The organism is Paenibacillus sp. fava2, from assembly GCF_058313675.1.
Window position 1 is genome coordinate 4,000,966 of record NZ_CM177755.1, and the last position, 19,669, is coordinate 4,020,634.

Below are 19,669 nucleotides of genomic sequence, written 5' to 3' on the forward strand. Positions count from 1 at the left end.
GCATACTTCTATTTTTCGATAAACTCATCTAAGAATAGTTGGACTTTGCGAAGATCGCTTTTCTTTAAGCTCATCAGGATATCAACCAATTGATTTAACATGATGTCTTTTTCATTTAGCACTGATTTTTGATGTCTTGTATAGGAGAACAGATCGATAATAGGTACCTCTAATGCGTCAGCAATTTTAATTAAATTGATTAGGGTAATATTTTTTTCTGCTCTCTCGACGCCGCCTATGTAGGAAAAATGAAAGCCGGCCTTTTCACCCAGCTGTTCTTGTGACAAACCTTTTGATTTCCGGATATCACGGACACGCTGTCCTATCTTCTTCATTACGGAAGTTTCCATTGTTACACCTCTTGATGTAAGTGTAAACAATGGGGAAGAAGCGATACATGTATGTATATAAGTCATTTGATGAATTTGATATGTATACGTATTATTTATTTCGGATTTGGCGATAGTATTAATGAGGTGATGGAGGTGCAAATAACAGAGCGTTTGGAAGTTAGTGTAGCTTATATAACTGCTAAAGGAATTAAATTTAATGATTTATACTATACAAACGGTAAGATGATTCAGCTTGGTTGGTTTGAAAGAGCACTAAAAAAGGGGGAGTGGAAGGTCCCCATTATTTACGACCCTATAGATGTTTCAGAAATATATATATTACATCTATATCAAGTAATAAATGCTTCCGCAATAAGTTTGAGCGATTATAAGATTAATTCAGATATCCAAAAGTTATATTTTGAAGCAGTTCAATTATTGAAAACCAGGCTGAAGGGAGACAGCAAAGAGTAGAGATAACCTACTTAGGGCATTAAGTCATGTATAGAAATTTTGAGGGCATCAGCAATTCGATACAAGTAATGAATTCTTACTGGTTGGCGACCAGCCTCGATGTTTGTAATGGTTGGTCTGGAGAGTTGAATCATTATTGATAAAGCTTCTTGAGTTAATCCAAGCTTTTCTCTGTTTATGCGTATTAAATCACCAATCTCTCTGTAACATGATGTTCTGTTCATAATTAAGGACTCCTCTCGTAATCTATTAACCCTAGTATTGCCGGATTACAAGAGAAATAGAACGTTATTTTCAACTTTCGAGCCTATGATTAAAAGTTATACAAATAGGAAATACAGATGTATAAAATCAAAAAGGTTTAGGAATGAAACGTTAAATGAAAAATCGACAGTTACCTTATATCCCTATTGTAATGCCCAGAAGTAAGAAGTATGGAAGCAACTACTGGAACAGTAGGGGACTTAAAGTAGACAGAGATGTAATTCTCTATAGTGATCTAGAATATGACCATTGGGTGAGAATGGAGACTACTCCAGATGTGATCGAATATTGTGAACAACCATTAGAAATCAATTATGTTCTAAATGAAAAACGACATAAAACAATATTTGATATGTGTGCGCTTCATAAGGATGGTATTCGGATTTTTATTGAAGTGAAATATGAGAAAGACCTGAAACCAACTAGCCGGAAGTACGATGTTACCATGCGGCAGATTGAAGCACAGAGGGAATGGTGCCGTCTTAATGACGTACTACACGAAGTAAGAACAGAGAAATACATCAGGACAGGCCCATATGCAATAGAAAACCGGTTGAAAATTTTAAAGAGTATAACAAATCAAAAAGTACCGCATTTTCTTCAGGATGTCTCCGATAGTATTGGTAACCACAAGATAAGTATCAAAAATCTCGGTAAAAATTTGATGAACTTAGGTTCATACGATGTGTTTTTGGCTTGTTATTGGCTTTATTATGTAGGGTCTATCAACGCTGACTTAGACTCAGCAATTTGGAATTTGGATATGGAGGTGTGGAAGGTTGAGCCGAACAAGAATCATTGAAAACCCACATCTACTTCCAGAGCAAACGAATCCTGATTTATGGCCAATAGTGGATGAAATGCTCTTTTCTAAAGAGGAGAGAGACATTTATATAATGCGCAAAAATGCTGTTGTACTTTATTTCAAGGGGTTTGAGCTAAAATATATTCATCTGCAGACAGGAGTTCACCCCAAGAATCTGCGAAGACTCGTACAGCGGTGCATTTCTATTTCAGATGATGGTCTCGTTTGGGGTTTCAGAGCACTAATTCCTCAAAAAAAAGTCAAATCCTATCAACTCAATTTAACAAGTAAGAAGAAAAATCCGAGCAGAAAAACAGGTGAATTTAAGCTTCTACTGGAAACTTTCCCAACTCTCCAAGAATTAATTAAAGATTTGTTCCTCGGGAACCACCGCCGCACCTTAGAACCAGCTATGAAACCCCATCATATTCATAAGAAATTTATAGAAGAATGCAGAAGTTTAGGTATTCCCTTAAACCAATATCCCTTTAATACTGATCATTTGGGATTTAAGGCACTGCAAAGGTACTTAAGCAAATTAAGCTGTCTTTATTTCGGGAAGGGCAAGTCTCGATATGGACAAGATGCCATTACAAAGGCTAAACATACTGGCGAAGGGGAACAGAACCACCCTTCTACATTGCACCCATATCAAAAAGTACAATTTGATGCTCATCGTATTGATGGCTTTTTTATTATTGAAGTTATGACCCCAGAAGGTGACCTGGTTCCAGTCGTGCTTGAACGCTTTTGGATATTAACATTGATTGATGTGGCTACAAGAGCTGTTCTAGGATATGCCATTAGCTTAAACAAAGAATATAGCGCAATTGACGTAATGCATTGCTTTCGAAATGCTGTGATTCCACATGAAAAAGTTACGATCGCTATAGATGAGCTCAAATATAATGAAACCGGTGGTTTCCCTTCTGAGGTTTATCCATCTTCTACAGCCTGGGCTGTTTGGGATGTAATTTGCTTTGATAATGCAAAATCTCACTTAGCCAATTTAGTACAAGATCGGCTTAAACATCTGATTGGATGTGATATTAATTTAGGACCTGTAGCATTACCAATGAGAAGAGGGATTATTGAACGATTTTTTAAAATCTTGGAGGAAACAGGTTTTCACCGGCTCCCCAATACAACGGGTAGTAATCCCCATGATCCGCGGAGAACTGATCCCGAAGAGAAAGCTCTTAGATACAAAATGACCTTTGATCATCTGAAACAACTCATTGATATCCTTATATCTGATTACAACGGTAAGCCCCATGGAGGAATATATCATCAAACGCCCCTTGAACTTCTTGGAAAACGTTTGAACACCGGATTACTACCGAGACAATTAGAAGAAGAATTACGCAAGGAGGTGTTATTTATGCAAGTAACAAAATCAGCTACGATCAGAGGTTCATTAAAATCCGGTAAGAAACCATACATCCAGTATCAGGGAGTAGAGTACAGAAGCGATAAGCTTAGCCAATCAGCGCATCTGCTTAATACAGAACTCATCATACATATGAATGTAGATGATTTGCGAACGATTAGGACATTTCTTCCAGATGGAAGTGAATTTGATTATCTCACTGCAGTCGGAAAGTGGTCTATTACTCCTCATTCGTTACAGACACGTAAAGCAATAAACTCTTTAGTTCGACGGCGTTTAATTTATCTTACTACTTGGGATGACCCGATATTTATTTACACTGAGTACCTAAGAACGAATGCGACAAATGGAAAGAGGGGAGCTGCAAACAAGTTTACGCAGGTAAAAGAATCAGCCCAAAAAAGAAAAACGGTCAATGAACCTGAAGGCCAGATAGACGCATTAGTGAAAGCTGAAGAGCGAAATGCTGCTCTTGAAAGAGCCAGAGAGCATACAAAGAAAGAACAAGCTACTAAGGAATATGCTGAATATAAAGATTTAATGAAGTTGTATAAAACGAAACTATAAGTAAGGGGATTGTTATGGAAATACCTCATGTACGGATAGGAACACATCCAATTGAAACAGGTGACTACATCATTCCGACAAAAGAAGTTTTACGCCTAATGGGCAGTATGATGAGAATCGTGAATAATCGTCTCCCGGGAATGATTGTATATGGTAGGCCGAGAATAGGGAAGACATGGGCTTTACGTTTTGCTATTGAACATTTACCTACAAATTTTGGCGCACCCTTGCCTATTCTCTTAGCCAATTGTAATTCTTACCGTGTACCAAGTGAGGAGAAGTTCTATTCAGATCTCCTTAGTGACTTTAAGTTTCCTTTTACATCAAAACGAAATCCATCGGAATTACGAAGACAGATTGTAAACTTTATGCTTGAAAAAGCAGAAAAATCAAAACTACGGCGTTTAGTACTCATCATTGACGAAGCACACCGGCTCACAGAGGCTCATTACAATTGGCTGATGGATATCTACAATGCGCTTGTTCAGAAAAAAATCTCAATGACTGTTATATCTGTTGGACAAGAAGAACTCCTTGCAAGACGAACTTTTTTTCTGGAGCAAAAAAGATCTCAAATTATTGGTCGATTTATGACACATGAACATGACTTTCATGGAATTAGAACCTGGGAAGATATGCAGCTGATTCTAGGTGGTTACGATTCTCCAGAAGTCTCTTGTTATCCAGAAGGGAGCGGGTGGAGCTTCAGTCAATATTTCTTTCCAGAAGGTTATAAAAAGAAGGAACGATTAGAGAACGAAGCAAAAATGTTATTTGAGCTATTCGCAGATTTACGAAAGGAACATGGGGTTTCTGCAACGTTGGAAATACCCATGGAATATTTCTCATTCACAATTGAGAATGCTTTGAAAAAATATGGGGTACATGGAGATCAACACTACTGGATTAACAAAGCACAGTGGAGGGAAGCAATTGAAATGTCGGGATATGTAGAGTCAGAAATCTACATGGCCCTTGTTTAATTTGAATGGGGGAGTTGTGAATGCAAGCAATCTGGAGAAATGAATGGGTTCATGAATACGAGACTCCATGGTCTATATTCGAGAAATTGTCATTCGCAAATCGCGTAAGTAGAGACGATATCTTTAAACTTTCCGGTAATAGTATTGAGAGGAATAAAATCAACCCTAAAAAAGGGGATCGAAAAATTGATCTGTTTTCTCTTAGAAGTTTTGACGAGTCGATCTTAGAAATGATTTTTGGACTGAATTTAGTTAAGTTTACTCAACAATCAATACAATCACTAACTAATCCTCTCCACAGTAATAGATTCCCAACTACATCCTGGTTTTCGAAAAACTTACGCTGGTGTGACCAATGCATATCTTACGGACATCATAGTTGGTTACATCAATTTAAACTCTTGGAACATTGTCCTTTTCACAATGTAAAATTAGAAGATACCTGTGCACGGTGTAAAAAAAATATACCGTTTGTATTTTCCAACAGATTTTTTGGAAACGCTTTTTCCTGTAAATGCGGCTTTGAATTCGCTGATTTTTCTAGTACACTCTGGGAAAATTGGAACACAAAATTTAAGATAGTAGATTCTGCAACATTACATTGGTTATCGTTATCAAACACCAATCAGGAGGACGGAAGAATTTTGATTCTACCTGAATTTGGGAACCTAAATATTCTATCTGTTTTTCATTCTTATCTAGCTAAAAAATCTTTCACAAAAGAAAATAATAAAATATCTATTGATGATTTTTATTATTCAACTCAATTTAATAAAGAGCTTTACAATAATAATGTTGATACCTTCCAGACTGTTGATCGACACATAAGAAAGAACGTATTATGGAAACACTCTAATTGCATAAAACAATTTTGGCAGTTATTAAAAAATGATGGGGAAGACTTCCCTGATATTTGTCCATACGCTTATGCCTATGTCAACTGGCGTAAAACCCTTTTAAAAACTGAACGTTTTTATCGTTCAGATATTCGAATAAATGATGTAGCCCGAAGTGGAGGACGATTTGGTTATGAGCTGCTTACAAGTGCAATAACTGATGACATAAAATTATTATTGGAAGAATATGTACTACAGAATCATGGGGAAAAGATAAATAAGGATACATTGGAATGGATCCAAGAACAATGGACATATCGATTTAGTCTAATGTTTTTTTACGAGTGTCTAAAACATTCAGAAGATATTTTAGTTAATGATAAAAAAAATACCAACTGGGATAAGATACTCATGGACACAAAAGCTAACTTCAAAATTGCATTTAAATATCAAGAGGTAAATGTTTTGAGTGTTAAAAGAATAAACTTCATGATGTACTATGAGAATACACTCGACCAAAAAAACATTGAATATGAATGCCCAAATCATAGCTTAAGAAAAAAGAGAGCTATTTCAAAAATGAAATCCTACGTACCGGCACGGATATCCATCGAATATCCAAAGAATTATGTATTGATTAATTACGTTAGTTCATATATAAAGAAGCACGATTATTAAAACAACTCGAATGAGTTGTTTTTTTGTGGCCAAAATAGGGGATTAATCGGCAATGGGACCAAGTTCTTGTCCTACAAGAGACTATGTTCTTGTCCTCCGACACATATGTACAAAATACGGGTTTTGTGAGGAAGTAGTGAGTAAATAAACCGGAGTAGCTTGAATTGCGCCTGATTTAACCGTGTTTGGCTAAAACCAGGTTTTAGCTAATTGCATGTTCTTTGCTAACATGTTATGCAATTGCTTTGCTCTTTTCTCTGATTAATATTTTTATCGTTTGCTTACTTGGTTACAGGTTTGTTTGTTGGTTCTGCAACTTTAAATATCCAGGTCACATTATAGTTAGCCCGATCTGGCCAATCAGATTATGTAAATCTGTACTGAAGCATTATCTCACTTATATAAATTTTCACCTTATCCAGCTCACAAAGTCCCGCTTTCAGCTTTAATGAATTGCGGGACTTTGTGAATTTTCGAACAATGGACTTTATACGCTTTCACGTTAATCCATCAACTTTAAGCTTATCGATCAACTCCTAAGCTTGTTCATCAGCGCCTGCAGCCGGTTATGCTTCGTTTCTTCCTTTTTAGCCAGTTCAATGTGGTTTATCTGCTCCCGCTTTATATAATCGGGCTGTTCCAGAAAGGATTTTAGCAGCTGGTGATCTTCAAGGCCTCTTGTAAGATACTCCGGCAAAAGGATCTCATGCTTCTTATCACATTTTTCAAGAATAACATGTAGTGTATCACCAAGCTCTTTATGTACTGCCCTGCGCATAAATTCATTATAGACAAAATAATGCCCGTTCTTGGACGGCAGCAGTGTGTGGTCAAACTCATGGCCATCAACCTTGACCTGAATCGTCACTTTACCGTTTGTATGGAACAGGTCGGGTACCGAGTATGGAAAATAAACGACCTTCCACTTCATTTTACCTTCCAGCAGCTTAATCTCACTGTCGAATTCGTAGACCATATGGGTAATCACTCCTCACTAAGGCTATTTCCCGCTACTCCTGCTCTCATATCCATTTTACCGCTTCCAAATGATTCGCTTTCAGTATGCTGTTGCAGTATCCAATGTGATGTTGAACGTGCCGGATTTGCATCAGGACTACGTCTGTTTTAGTAATTTCTTCAAACAATACGCAAGGCTCCAGTAATCTGTCATCTGTAAGCTGATCCATGTAGGCCCGAGCTACGCCCAGGATCTCGTCAACGTATTTTGTCATTTCCTCTTTTGTAGGGTAATCGGAGCACTCTTCATCCAGCGCTTCTGTTATATTTTTGCCGAAATCAGGTATTAGAAATACTTCCTCCCGCTGCTGTCTGAACCAGAATTTCATACTTGTTGCGGCATGAAAAATATGCTTCCAATAAGGCTGCCTGGCATTCATCCAAAAGTCATCCGGACAGGCTCCGATTAGTTCCTTAAGCATCTCCATTACGGGTTCAAGCTGTCTTCTCAGGACATTTACCATCTTGTCACTCATTCTCATCAGCTCATTTCTCATAAAATGGTTTTTCGACTATATTCTTGATCCGTACAATGTAAACCTTCTAATAATCAGCATTGCAATTGGCGAATTTGTGAACCCATAATGCATTAACAGGCATCATCTACCTTTTATTTTAAAAAAGAGGTACCTTCACAACGCGGTGAAGGCACCTCCTTTCTATTTTACTGATTACGCCCGTAATATAGCTTCAGATTCGTCACATCCACCAGATACAAAATATCTACGCCCTTGGGACTGCGGTCAACCGCAAGCCGCTCAACTGGAATGCCCGGTGCAAGTGAGCTTTCTGTCCAGGTGCCTGCTGTATTAACGGCCATGAAGGCACGGTCTGTTCCACTGCTTTTTACATAATAGATTCTTGCTGTATTTCCCGTCCAGGTCACATCAATTGCCGCTGTAGTTGGAGCCTCATTATAGACGGTCTGCAGATTCCACCCCCCGGAGCCATAAGTAGCCTGCTTGACCGAAAAGCTTGTACTGCCCTCTTCACGATAACGGTAAGCGATAACCGGACGATTGGCAGAATCCACGGTCATTTTTGCACTTTGCACACCCGGACCGCCGGGATCGCTGCCGCTCTGAACATAGGCTTCTCCGGGAGCCATAGGCTGTACAATATCCGCTGTTGTCAGGCTTACCGGTGCTGCAACCAGCGTTCCGTCTGCCTTCGTAAACTCGTTAGTTGCAGGACTATACTTCAAATACGACAGCTGGTGACGCAGCGGACTGGCTGCAAAATACGCCCACTCGAATATAATATGCAGGTCCCCGTTGGCATCAAAAACAAGATCGTCCGGATAGACAGACCGGTTAAGGTGTGCCGCAATGACTTTGACCTGAGTCCACACCGAATCGGCGTTGTTCCAGCGGAACAGCACGGCCTCTCTTTTACCTGCCGGATCTTTATCTGCACGTACCAGCAAATACAAATCCCCGTTGGGAGCCGTCGTCAGCACCGGATACGTTACCGTCATACCCTGAGGCAGCTCATCTGAATGATTCTGTGGAATCCCGCCTACCGTATCCGACCGGTAATAACGCCAGGTATTGCTATGCATGGACGCGAATACATGAAACCGGCCGCTGCCGTCTCTTGCCATCGAGGGCTGGTTATGACCCAAATCGTCAAGATACTCTGCAGGTGTAATCCCGTCCATAAGCGGCAGCTTACTCCAATTCCCGTCGTTGTCCCGTCTGGCAATAGCAACCGTGTGTTTACCCGGAATGGACCCCGGCGCATTATAAGCCATGTAAGCGTACTCAAAACCAAGCCCGTAAGTAGCAAGCGGTGACCACCATCCGGCCTGATTACTGGAATCCATGGGAAAAGGAACGACTTCCAGCACAGGTGCCGCATTTCCCGCTCCCGCCGGCATCAGAGTCAGCATGGCCATAACAAAAATAGTTAGCTTCCATTTTCTCAGCTTGTTCAACTATTCCGCCTCCTTCATATGATTACTGCAAGCTCAAAATAGCATGCCGCTTATTTAAATGTTACTGTACTTTTGCAAGATTGCTGTACGTACTGGAGATTTACAGCAAAAAAAGAAAGCCCGAATCCCGGACTTCCTCAGAATAGAACATATGTTCCCGATGGCGAAAAACGTCACTTTTGCCCACCTTCATGCAAAACTGCTAAAATACCCGCTATTTTCTCTTCGGATTATGTTTGCAACGGTAAATTTGCTCAAATTCGCGAGTTATATATACTCTTAAAGTGGACTTTTTTCAGGTCAAGAACATATGTTCCTTTTATATAAACCGCAACTATTCTCCCGCACGCCCCAAAAGCTCCAGTGCCGTCTCCTCCGTAGTAACCAGCACATTCATATATCCGCCATGCAAAGCTCCTAGTATCCCCGGGACCTTCTCTATCGACTCTGCTACACCGACTTTCAGCCGCGCCTTCGTGATCTGCCCTAAAGTAATCGTTAGCGTTCTTCCATCCAGACTGGTATTAACAGGTACACCTTGACTATTATAAAAGCGTGAGCATATATCGCCGGCGGCCAAGCCGCTTTCAAGCTCGCTAATGATTGCTTCGCCGTAAAAACCTCTCCACGCTTCACCGCCCTGAATGTCTGCTGACCCGATACCGAACAGCGCGATGTCAATTTCGTCCCAGTAGCCGCTGATTTTTTGGAAATATGGAGCCTGCATCAGCAGGTCTCTGATCTCACGTTGCTCGGTTATCGCCGGTGCATCGATCATTAAGGAACGCGCACGCCACTTCGCTGCCGCCTGATAACAGATCGTGTTCACATGATACTGGCTGTCCAGCTGGCCTGAAGGGCCGCCGACCATCGGGATGAAGGTTACAAAAGGCTGATTATCCGTATGCATAGCCTCCACCACTGCTGCCAGACTGCTCCCCCATGAGAACCCGATAACATCTTTGGGTTTCACCCTTTGCTGCAGCCAATTGGCGCAGGCTTGACCCATGGCTTTTCTTTTTAACTCACCGGGCTGGCCGGGTTCGGCTGTCACTACAATCGCTTCCTGGAGTCCAAAACGGCTGCATAGCTCCTGCTCCAGTGAGAACTGATCCGCTGCCTCGTCATTAATCGTTATAGTTACAATGCCTTCTTCACGGACCCGCTTCAGCATCCGGCTAATCGTTGTGCGGTAAATGCCCAGAATCTTTGAAATTTCACTCTGCGTCAGATCCTGCTCATAATACATCCGGGCAATTCTTATCAAAAGCTTCCGCTCTTCCTTCTGATTCATTCTATCGCTCCCGTCTTCTGCAATACATTTGACAGATTAAAAGTTCACTTATATACTCTATGCGTTCAGTTTAGCACATTTTATATAACTTAGCACATATGTGCAACATTCAGCTGAACCCGGGAGATGCTGTCTTTGAATAAGGATCTGTTGAGATTTAATAGCGCCACTAAAGCACTGGGCTACATACAGGATGATACCATAATCGGTCTTGGCGGCGGCAGCACCATTGCCTGTCTGGTCCAGCTTCTTCATGAATCCGGCAGACGGATTAAAGTGGTTACCCCCTCTACAGAAACGGCTTCATTATGTGTCCAGTATGGACTGCCAATGCTTCCGTTAGGGGCGGTTACGCAGATTTCTGTAGCTTTTGACGGGTGCGATGAGGTGGACAAGCAGCTGATGGCCTTAAAAAGCGGCGGCGGCATTCATACCAAAGAGAAGCTGGTCGCCAGCATGGCTGAACGCTATATTTTACTCGTGGATGAGAGCAAACTGACAGAGAGCTTGACCTTCAGGCACCCGGTTGTGCTGGAGATTCTGGAGGACGCATTAGGCTATGTTCAGCGGGCGGTCAGCTCTCTTGGAGGTACAGGTACGGTTCGTACAAGTCCGGCAAAAGACGGTTATACGATCAGTGACAACGGGCATCTGCTGCTCGACGTGATGTTTTCTGATCCCGCCAAGCTAGACATTGAAGTTTTGCAGAACAGTCTGAAGATGATCAATGGCGTTATCGAAACCTCACTGTTTACAAAAGAAGTAATGGGCGTGCTTGTAGCAGGACAATATGGGGTGCGGTCGATTTTCCGCGAAAATAACAGAGTTGCCAATTAAGAATGGAGGGTTCATATGGAACAGTTAAAATGGGGCATCATCGGGCCGGGGGCCATCGCCGCAGAATTTGCAGTTGCGCTTCGTGATTTGGGAGGGACCTTATATGCAGTTGCATCGAGAACAATCGAGAAGGCGGAGGATTTTGCAGGCCGTCATGGCGCTCAGAAGGCTTACGGAGATCATCAGGCAATGCTTGCGGACCCCGAACTGGATGTTGTCTACATTTCCACGCCGCACAGCCATCATTACCAGTACATCAAAAACAGTCTGACAGCGGGTAAACATGTTCTATGTGAAAAAGCGATTACCGTAAACAGCACACAGCTGCGTGAACTGATGCAATTGGCCCAAGAAAACAGGCTGATACTCGCTGAAGCAATGACCATCTACCACATGCCGCTTTACCATAAGCTGCGGCAGCTGCTGGATGAAGGCGTGCTCGGCCGTCTTAAAATGATTCAGGTCTCCTTCGGCAGTCATAAAGAGTATGACGTGAACAACCGTTTCTTCAGCAAAGACCTGGCAGGAGGAGCACTGCTGGACATCGGGACTTATGCCCTTTCGTTTGCCCGTTATTTTCTCTCCGAGCAGCCGCATGAGATTCTGACGACAGTTAAACCGTTTGAGACCGGGGTCGATGAACAGTCGGGCATTCTTTTGCACAATAACGCTGATGAGATGGCTGTCATTGCACTGACCATGCGCTCAAAAATGCCTAAACGCGGGATTGTAGCGGGAGAGCTTGGCTTCATTACAGTTGATAACTTCCCCCGGGCCTCCAGCGCTACAATACAGTATCTGGACGGGCGACATGAACAGATCGTAGCCGGAGACAGTACCAAGGCACTGCAATATGAAATTACCGAGATGCATAACCGGTTAACCGGCAAAAGCAGCCGTGATACGCTCCCCCTCTCCCTGGATGTAATGGATATTATGAGCTCGCTAAGAGAACAATGGGGTATTAAATACAGCTTTGAGTAAGCGGAGCGGTTCATTAAAGCAAAAAGACGGTTGCCCGCTAAGGGCAGCCGTCTTGTAATATCATCAGGATTTTCGCACAGATAAAATGAACTTCTCGAGCGCCTCCGTACTCGTGATGCTATGATTGCAGGCAAGATTGTCCATACAGACATATTGCCCCACAGAGGCTATATTGTCTTGCGAGGCATGTACAGGCTTGGTAGACACCGAGAGGAACGCAAGCTCCTGATGCCGGTTGCAGAACAGGCAGTACCCCTTTTTGTTCGTGGGGATCAGCCTTCCCTCAATCCCTATAAACTGTCCATCATGCGGATAGATAATAAACAGCTTATTGGCAGCTATATCTACCCAGCTCAGATAAGTGACGTACCTGAAATCAATGGTACTCAGATCCGGCACCCTCAGCTTCTTGGTCTTGGGAAACAGCTTCTGGATCTGCTTCAGCGTAATGTCAGGATACGGAACCATCAGCGGCTCCAGACTATCCAGGAATCTCTGAAAATCATACCCCGACTCAAACACCGAAATCTGCTCCAGCATCTTCTGCTGCTCCATAGTCAGTCCTGTAAAAGCCTCCACAACGGTTACAGCCGCACGGTATCTTACCGTCTCCAGCACTCTCCGGTCCGCAACCGTCCGCAAGGTGTTCTGCACAAATTCCGTTTGTCTCTTAATCACATTCAATTGATGGTTTCTAATAAATGGTGTATTCATAGGTTTTCGCCCCTTAGATATGATAGATGCATTCATACCGGTGCAAAGCCTATTATTAGAAACGATAAAATCCAGTTTGGGCGAATGAATTCCTTATTCTATCGCACCCCACGCAAAGTATCGCCCCTGATTAGGCTCTGCATGAGGACAGCCTAGCCAATGAGCAATTCAAAAGTGCCATCAGTATAACCCCCAATCCCATTCACATGCGAAAAGTATAGCAGGATTAGGCGGATTGCTCAATTCATTTTGCCGGTGTCATAGCGTATCCAGCATCCGCAGCAGCTGTCCGTAACGTTCCAGCGTGGCTGTATCTTCCACTCTGATTCCGGAATTATAGTAGGCAATATCTCCGCTTCCGCTCTCCAGCAGCTGGTCACAATCCAGTATCCGCTTTAGATTGTTGGCCGTACCGGTACTGCCTGAGATAAAGTCCGTTCCTTCCGGGAACAGTTCCCTGATGACATTCGTGAAGTAAGGAAAATGCGTACAGCCGAGTACAACCGTTCCGAACTGGCACAGATCGAAGCGGGATAACTCCTGCTGCAGGTAGCTTTTGACCAATTCATCATTAAACTCATGCTGCTCGGCGAACGTAACCAGGCCCGGAAGCGCCAGGCTGTCGACGATATCCCGGTGGTCAAGCCGCTTGACCAGATTATTGAACTTTTCTTCCTTCAGGGTGAGGTTAGTGGCCAGGACGAGCACCTTTTTACGGTGAATCTCCCATTTCTGCACAGCCGGCTTCACGGCCGGTTCAATCCCAAGGATCGGAAAATCATACCGTTCACGCAGCTCCTCGATTGCGACACTGGTAGCTGTATTACAGGCAATGACGATGGCCTTTACCTGCTGCTCCGCAATAAACTGCACAGCCTCAAAAATATATTGTTTCACTTCATCTTTTGTTTTCTCTCCGTAGGGCACATTCTTCGTATCCGCATAGAACAGGTAATCTTCATCTGGCAGAAGCTTCAGGGCCTGATGCAGCACCGTAATTCCGCCGATTCCGGAGTCAAAAAAACCAATCCGCATAATTTCACTCTTTTCGTGCTTGATAATTGCCTATCTATTTTAACACAAGACCTTCTTGATTGATGAAAAAAGACAGCCGGATACGGCTGCCCCATAATTTATGCAGAATTACTTCATATGTTCAACTTACCGGCTTAAAGTGTGCTCCTGCCCTGCTTTGTTTTTATGTACCAGCAAGCTGCACAGCAGCAGGCTTAACAGCACATAGCAGGCGATCATCCCGATAATCCCGATCCAGCCGAAATGGCCGTACAGTACACCGCCGCCCGTACCGCTAAGACTGGAGCCTACATAGTAGAAAAAGAGATACAACGCATTAGCCTGTGACTTGTGTTCATCTGCGACCAGCCCGACCCAGCTGCTGGCAATGGAATGCCCGCCGAAGAAGCCGAAGGCAAACAGGGCGAGGCCGATGATTTTGACCCACAGGGATGGATGCAACGTGCACAGCGCTCCGCCCAGGATAATGGCCAGCGCCAGAATGATAACTCCGGTCCGTCCGTAACGGTCGGCCAGCCGGCCCATCCAGGTAGAGCTGAAGGTGCCCATCAGGTAGACGACAAAAATACTGCCGACCAGTGACTGGCTGAGATTATACGGAGCACCGGTCAGCTCAAAGCCGATATAGTTGAACAGCGTGACAAAGCTGCCCATTAACAGAAAGCCGAGCCCGTACAGACACAAAAGCCGCGGATTGCGGCATTGTGACCAGAGCAGCGGAATAACCCTGCTGAGCTTACCGGGCTGCTTGTCGAAATGGCGTGACGGCGGAATGACCATCCAGAAGATGACGGCTGCGGCAATTCCCAGAACACCGATCCCTCCGACTGCCGCCCGCCAGCCGAACCAGTCTGTCAGCAGGCCGCTGATGATCCGGCCGGCCATGCCGCCGATGGAATTACCGCTGATGTACAGCCCCATCGCGTAGCCAAGACTCGCCGGGTCAATCTCCTCCACCAGATAGGTCATGGCAATCGCCGGAAGCCCGGCCAGCGCAATGCCCTGGAGAATTCTCAGCAACAGCAGCACCGGAAACTGCGGGCTGAAGGCTGAGAAGACGGCAATCAATGATGCTGCGACCAGCGAAGCCGTCATAATCGCCCTGCGGCCGGTGGCATCCGAAATGGAGCCGATAAACAGCATGGTCAGTGCCATGGCGATCGTTGTGACTGACAGGGTGAGACTGGCTTTAGTCGGTGTAATGCCAAAGTCCCCCGTAATTTCCGGCATCAGCGGCTGCAGTGTATACAGCAATGCGAAGGTAACGAAACCTCCGGCAAACAAAGCCAGGCTGATATTTCGAAACGCTGGTGAACCTTGTTCTATCTTCATGACTTCCAACCTTCTTCATCAGGAGAAGCTCCGGTTGCCTTAGTATGCCTTGACAAGGACCGGTTGACCGGAACCTTCACTTGTTATTTGCGGAACAGCTTACGCTCCATCGATGTCAAAAATTCATAGCCGTCCGCGGTAACAACAACCGTATCTTCAATCTGGAAGCCGCCCGCACCCAGCTCATAGTAAGGAACCTCGACACACAGCACCATTCCCGGCTCCAGTATACGGTGGTCACCCGGAGAAAGTGTAATATCATCGTAGAGCTCAAGACCGATTGCATGCCCGACATGCTGGCGGCGGTAGTGAGGAATGCCTTCCTTTTGCACTCTGGCTACTGCGGCGTTAAAGACCTCCGACGCTTTTACACCTGGACGCACGGTTTCAAGCGCCTGCTCCCAGCCGCTGCGCACCGCCGCGAAATGATGCTCCATCCAAGGGGTAGGCTCACCAAGCACAACCGTTCTGCCGGTATCGCCCCAATAACCGTCAAACTGGAGGCAAAGATCAAAGCGGACCTGATCCCCGTGCTCGATCTCGCGGAAGTAGTTCTCGATCAGCGGCAGCGCGCTGCGCGGACCTGCGCCTACAGCGGTCATCGCCGGGGTGCCCCCTGCCTTCATGACAGAAAGCCGGTAATGATCGGCAATATCCTGTTCATGCACGCCTGCAGCGATCATATCGATTAACTGCTGTTCGATCGCTTCATTCAACTGGGCTGATCTGCGCAGCCGCTCGATTTCAAACGGCGTTTTGATCTGGCGGATCTCACGGAACAGCTTATAGGCCGGCATTGCCCGGCCGCCGGGAAGACCTTCCGAGAACTTAGCCAGCATATCAGGAGCGATCCGCATTTCATCCACACCGACTGGCTGGCCTTCAAGGCCAAGATCCTTAAGTGCAGCGTTCAGCGCTTCAACCGGACCAGCGTGGCTGGTAGTATTCTGCATCAGAGAGTAGAACAGATCAATATCCGGCGTGGATGCTTTACCTTCAACAGATCCTTCGACGAAGAAATCACTGTATACATACAGATCAGCACCGGTAATCCCCATCTGGGCAATAACGCCCAGCCGATTGGTCGGGATAATCACACAGGGACGGGCTTCCGTATCCCGGGGCAGCACCGCATAAATCTGCATCGTCCAGTTGCTGGCCCGCAGCTGGGAGCCGAGAATATAGTTGATATTTTCCGGTGTAGTCGCCACTAATGCGGACAAACCGTTTGCGGCCATCCGTTCAGCTGCACGCGGGCGGTTCACGCCCGAAACTGAGCTTTGCTGTTTATTGTCCATCAGAGTCAAGACCTCCTTTTATTCTGTCTGCCGCCCGCCAGCGTATCTATTCCCGGGGCAGTGCGGATGACCAGCTTGATTGCGAAAAAGAGCGCAAGTGCAAAGGCAATAAGGACGACGGATACAACTGCGACCGTAGGGTCCTGCCATTTCTCCATGTACAGGAACAGCTGAATCGGCAATGTATAGCTGCCTTGACGCAGAATCAGCAGTGCTGTCTCCACCTGATCAAAAGTAAAGACGAAGGCGATTGAGCCTGCCAGCAGCAGAGAAAGCTTCAGCTGAGGCAGCGTCACCGTAAAGAAAATCCGCAGCGGCCCGGCTCCCAGATCAGCAGCTGCTTCGCGGTGGGCCGGATTCAGATTGGCCAGCGCGCTGCCGACAATCGAGAGCACAAACGGCAGGACAATTACGGCCTCGCCCAGGATCAGGGCGAACAATCCGCCGGCGATATGCATTTTGGAGAAAAGAATCAGGTAGGCTACGCCAAGCGTAATCTTTGGCATAACCATCGGTGACATAAAGAACGCTCTCAGCAGTCCCCTGCCGGGGAATGAATAGTTCACCATTGCAAGTGCGGCCAGCGTACCGGTGACCAGTGCCAGAATAACGGCTCCCGCCGAAGCAAGAATGCTGTTACGGAAAGCCTCCAGGAATTGCTTCTGTTCTCCCAGCTTGCTGTACCACCCCAGCGTCAGCCCCTCAGGCGGGAACTTGCTCGCTGATCCGCTGCTGATGGAGGTCAGCAGGATCATCAGCAGCGGCATCAGCAGGTATAGACCGACCAGCCCGGCGCATACATAAAGAATCCATTTATAATCCCGTGTTTTGTTAGGCATGATGGGTTCCTCCACTCCGGGAGCGGCGGAACATCAGCCAGTCGGCTCCCTTGTTCACCAGCAGTGAGACCAGAATCGACGAGGCGAACAGGAACAGGCTGGCCACCGCGGCCATCGGCCAGTTCGTATCCAGCGTACGCTGATAGATCAGCACCGGAAGTGTCATTACGCGTCCGCCGCCGATCAGCTGCGGGGTTGTAAAGGCGGTCAGGCAGAGCGTAAAGACGATCTGCACGCCGCTGGCAATCCCCCGGGCAGACAGCGGCAGCGTAATTGTCAGGAAGGTCCGCCATTTGCCTGCTCCCAGGTCATGCGCCGCCGCTTTGAGCGTGCTATCCGTCTGGGTCAGTACATTTAATAGCGGGAAGACCATAAACGGCAGAAAAATATGTACAAGCGCAACGACCACACCGGTCTCGTTGTACATCATTTCAAAACCGGTATCGGTAATGCCCAGCTGTACAAACAGCCAGTTCATAAAGCCCTGGCGGGACAGCAGCAGCTGCCAGCCGTAGGAACGGACTACAGCGCTGACCAAGAGCGGCAGGAATGTCAGCAGAAGCAGCAGCTGGCGCGCCCCCGGCCGCTTGAGCCCGGCAATGCAATAAGCCAGCGGGTAAGCAAGCAGCAGGCTCCACAGGGTTACCTTGGCCGCTACTCTGAAGGTCGTACCGATCAGCTTCCAATAGTAAGGATCGCCCAGAAAGGCACGGTAGGTACTCAGATTCCAGTCACGGACCATCCGCCCGTTCTCATAAAGATCAAAGCTGTACCTGCCGAAAATCAGCAGGCCGCCCAGATAGACAACGCCCATCAGGGCAAGCGCCGGAAGAAGCAGCAGCAGCTGCGTCAGCCAGGAACGGTTCCCCGGGGCGAACAGGCCGGTTAGCTTGCCGGCCGTCCGCATCATAGGGCACCTTCCCTGTCAGCAGCAGGGTCATCCGGCAGGAGCAGCGCATCTTCGGGATTGAATCCGGTGACAAGCGTATCACCGGAAGCATACCGGGCATCTCCGCGCTGGTACAGACTGCTGGCCTGCAGCCGGATATGGCCGCCAAGATCCAGCGTGTAGCGGATGCTTGCTCCGCCATACACGCTGTCTGTGACTCTACCTTCCAGCAGGTTGCCGCAGCCCTGGGCCGCTTCACCGATCCGCAGATACTCATAGCGGATCGACAGTGAGGCTGAGCTTCCGGCTGTGAGTACCGGCTGGCCTTCCGGCTGCTGCACAGCCAGCTTCAGACCGCCGGCCTGCACCCAGACCCGTCCCTGCTCCGTGCCCAGCACTTTGACCCGCAGCAGGTTGGTGTCGCCGATGAACTTGGCAACAAAGCTGTCCGCCGGCTGCTCATAGATTTCATCCGGCGTACCGTACTGCAGCAGCCTGCCGCCGCGCATGACGCCGATGCGGTCCGACATGTTCATCGCTTCGCTCTGGTCGTGGGTCACGAAGATAAACGTGCCCCCGAACTCGCGCTGAATCCGCTTCAGCTCGCGCTGCATGTCCAGCCGCAGCTGCATATCCAGTGCGGACAGCGGCTCATCCAGCAGCAGCACCTCCGGCTTGTTGATCAGGGCGCGGGCAATCGCCACGCGCTGTGCCTGACCGCCCGAGAGCTGGGAAACGGCACGTTTACTGTAATCGCCGAGCTGTACCAGCTCCAGCATGTCGTGAACGCGCTGTCTGATCTCGGCCTTTGGGGTTTTTCTTACCTTTAAGCCATACGCGATATTATTGAAGACATCCATATGGGGAAACAGCGCCAGCTGCTGAAAAATCATATTTGAATTCCGCCCATAGGCCGGAATGCCGGAGACATCCTGTCCGGACAGCAGCACCGTGCCTTCATCAGGCTGTTCCAGGCCGCCAAGCAGGCGGAGCAGCGTGGTTTTACCACAGCCGCTCGGCCCGAGAAGGGAGACGAACTCCCCTTTTTTCACTTGCAGCGATACCTGATTCACGGCAGTATTTCCCGCATAACGCTTGATGACTTCACGCGTCTCAATTGCAATCGGCCCTGTTCCGCCGCTCATAGTGTTCATCTCCTGTCTCT

General features: G+C 46.5%; 20 protein-coding genes. 7 read left to right on the plus strand and 13 right to left on the minus strand.

Going from position 1 to position 19,669, the window contains the following annotated elements:
- Positions 1 to 8 precede the first annotated feature (8 nt).
- Positions 9 to 350 carry a helix-turn-helix domain-containing protein gene (locus tag AC4G46_RS17255; RefSeq protein ID WP_491123811.1) on the minus strand — a complete coding sequence of 114 codons (342 nt, stop codon included), beginning with the start codon at positions 348 to 350 and terminating at the stop codon, positions 9 to 11.
- Between the two features lie 135 nt (positions 351 to 485).
- Here AC4G46_RS17255 and AC4G46_RS17260 point away from each other — a divergent pair, with 135 nt between their 5' ends.
- Complete coding sequence (locus AC4G46_RS17260; protein ID WP_167360578.1) at positions 486 to 806, plus strand: Mu transposase C-terminal domain-containing protein; 321 nt, start codon at positions 486 to 488, stop codon at positions 804 to 806.
- Positions 807 to 817: 11 nt separating this feature from the next.
- Here AC4G46_RS17260 and AC4G46_RS17265 read toward each other — a convergent pair whose 3' ends face one another.
- Positions 818 to 1,030 (minus strand): helix-turn-helix domain-containing protein, encoded by a 213-nt coding sequence (locus AC4G46_RS17265; protein ID WP_491123812.1) that lies wholly within the window; start codon positions 1,028 to 1,030, stop codon positions 818 to 820.
- A gap of 155 nt (positions 1,031 to 1,185) precedes the next feature.
- On the opposite strand from AC4G46_RS17265, the gene AC4G46_RS17270 reads away from it, so the two are divergent.
- From AC4G46_RS17270 to AC4G46_RS17285, 4 genes are read left to right on the plus strand one after another with little or no spacing between them, the layout of a single operon-like run.
- Positions 1,186 to 1,872, plus strand: coding sequence for a Tn7 transposase TnsA N-terminal domain-containing protein (locus AC4G46_RS17270; RefSeq protein WP_491123813.1), 687 nt, complete (start codon positions 1,186 to 1,188; stop codon positions 1,870 to 1,872).
- Positions 1,850 to 3,832, plus strand: coding sequence for a TnsB C-terminal domain-containing protein (locus AC4G46_RS17275; RefSeq protein ID WP_491123814.1), 1,983 nt, complete (start codon positions 1,850 to 1,852; stop codon positions 3,830 to 3,832). Before AC4G46_RS17270 ends, AC4G46_RS17275 begins: the two co-directional genes overlap by 23 nt.
- A gap of 14 nt (positions 3,833 to 3,846) precedes the next feature.
- Positions 3,847 to 4,815: an ATP-binding protein gene (locus AC4G46_RS17280; RefSeq protein ID WP_491123815.1), complete on the plus strand. Its 969-nt coding sequence runs from the start codon at positions 3,847 to 3,849 to the stop codon at positions 4,813 to 4,815.
- 20 nt (positions 4,816 to 4,835) lie between these two features.
- Positions 4,836 to 6,329, plus strand: a complete 1,494-nt coding sequence (locus tag AC4G46_RS17285; protein WP_491123816.1) for a TniQ family protein — start codon at positions 4,836 to 4,838, stop codon at positions 6,327 to 6,329.
- A gap of 529 nt (positions 6,330 to 6,858) precedes the next feature.
- Here AC4G46_RS17285 and AC4G46_RS17290 read toward each other — a convergent pair.
- The 4 genes from AC4G46_RS17290 to AC4G46_RS17305 all read right to left on the minus strand — a co-directional run bounded on the left by AC4G46_RS17290 (position 6,859) and on the right by AC4G46_RS17305 (position 10,576).
- A complete protein-coding gene (locus AC4G46_RS17290) occupies positions 6,859 to 7,305 on the minus strand; it encodes a YdeI/OmpD-associated family protein (protein WP_491123817.1) in 447 nt (148 codons plus the stop codon).
- Positions 7,306 to 7,351: 46 nt separating this feature from the next.
- Positions 7,352 to 7,822 (minus strand): DinB family protein, encoded by a 471-nt coding sequence (locus AC4G46_RS17295; protein WP_491123818.1) that lies wholly within the window; start codon positions 7,820 to 7,822, stop codon positions 7,352 to 7,354.
- A gap of 188 nt (positions 7,823 to 8,010) precedes the next feature.
- Positions 8,011 to 9,282, minus strand: coding sequence for a BNR-4 repeat-containing protein (locus tag AC4G46_RS17300; protein ID WP_491123819.1), 1,272 nt, complete (start codon positions 9,280 to 9,282; stop codon positions 8,011 to 8,013).
- A 334-nt stretch (positions 9,283 to 9,616) separates the two neighbouring features.
- Positions 9,617 to 10,576 carry a sugar-binding transcriptional regulator gene (locus AC4G46_RS17305; RefSeq protein WP_491123820.1) on the minus strand — a complete coding sequence of 320 codons (960 nt, stop codon included), beginning with the start codon at positions 10,574 to 10,576 and terminating at the stop codon, positions 9,617 to 9,619.
- A 135-nt stretch (positions 10,577 to 10,711) separates the two neighbouring features.
- Between AC4G46_RS17305 and rpiA the strand changes: the two genes are divergently transcribed.
- Together rpiA and AC4G46_RS17315 are read left to right on the plus strand one after the other, a co-directional pair.
- The gene (rpiA, locus tag AC4G46_RS17310) at positions 10,712 to 11,413 is read left to right on the plus strand and encodes a ribose 5-phosphate isomerase A (protein WP_491123821.1); all 702 of its coding nucleotides are present in this window, start codon (positions 10,712 to 10,714) and stop codon (positions 11,411 to 11,413) included.
- A gap of 15 nt (positions 11,414 to 11,428) precedes the next feature.
- On the plus strand, positions 11,429 to 12,397 hold the full coding sequence (locus tag AC4G46_RS17315; protein WP_491123822.1) for a Gfo/Idh/MocA family protein: 969 nt from the start codon (positions 11,429 to 11,431) through the stop codon (positions 12,395 to 12,397).
- Positions 12,398 to 12,460: 63 nt separating this feature from the next.
- On the opposite strand, the gene AC4G46_RS17320 is transcribed toward AC4G46_RS17315, so the two are convergent.
- The 7 genes from AC4G46_RS17320 to AC4G46_RS17350 form a co-directional block, all read right to left on the minus strand.
- Positions 12,461 to 13,111 (minus strand): FusB/FusC family EF-G-binding protein, encoded by a 651-nt coding sequence (locus tag AC4G46_RS17320; protein WP_491123823.1) that lies wholly within the window; start codon positions 13,109 to 13,111, stop codon positions 12,461 to 12,463.
- 258 nt (positions 13,112 to 13,369) lie between these two features.
- Positions 13,370 to 14,146, minus strand: a complete 777-nt coding sequence (gene murI, locus AC4G46_RS17325) for a glutamate racemase (protein ID WP_491123824.1) — start codon at positions 14,144 to 14,146, stop codon at positions 13,370 to 13,372.
- A 126-nt stretch (positions 14,147 to 14,272) separates the two neighbouring features.
- Entirely contained in the window at positions 14,273 to 15,478 is a 1,206-nt protein-coding gene (locus AC4G46_RS17330) for an MFS transporter (protein WP_491123825.1), read from the minus strand.
- An 83-nt stretch (positions 15,479 to 15,561) separates the two neighbouring features.
- Positions 15,562 to 16,776 carry a M24 family metallopeptidase gene (locus tag AC4G46_RS17335; RefSeq protein ID WP_491123826.1) on the minus strand — a complete coding sequence of 405 codons (1,215 nt, stop codon included), beginning with the start codon at positions 16,774 to 16,776 and terminating at the stop codon, positions 15,562 to 15,564.
- Positions 16,777 to 16,781: 5 nt separating this feature from the next.
- Entirely contained in the window at positions 16,782 to 17,615 is an 834-nt protein-coding gene (locus AC4G46_RS17340; protein ID WP_491123827.1) for an ABC transporter permease, read from the minus strand.
- Positions 17,608 to 18,525: an ABC transporter permease gene (locus AC4G46_RS17345; protein WP_491123828.1), complete on the minus strand. Its 918-nt coding sequence runs from the start codon at positions 18,523 to 18,525 to the stop codon at positions 17,608 to 17,610. Before AC4G46_RS17345 ends, AC4G46_RS17340 begins: the two co-directional genes overlap by 8 nt.
- Positions 18,522 to 19,649: an ABC transporter ATP-binding protein gene (locus tag AC4G46_RS17350; RefSeq protein ID WP_491123829.1), complete on the minus strand. Its 1,128-nt coding sequence runs from the start codon at positions 19,647 to 19,649 to the stop codon at positions 18,522 to 18,524. Before AC4G46_RS17350 ends, AC4G46_RS17345 begins: the two co-directional genes overlap by 4 nt.
- Positions 19,650 to 19,669: the final 20 nt, after the last annotated feature.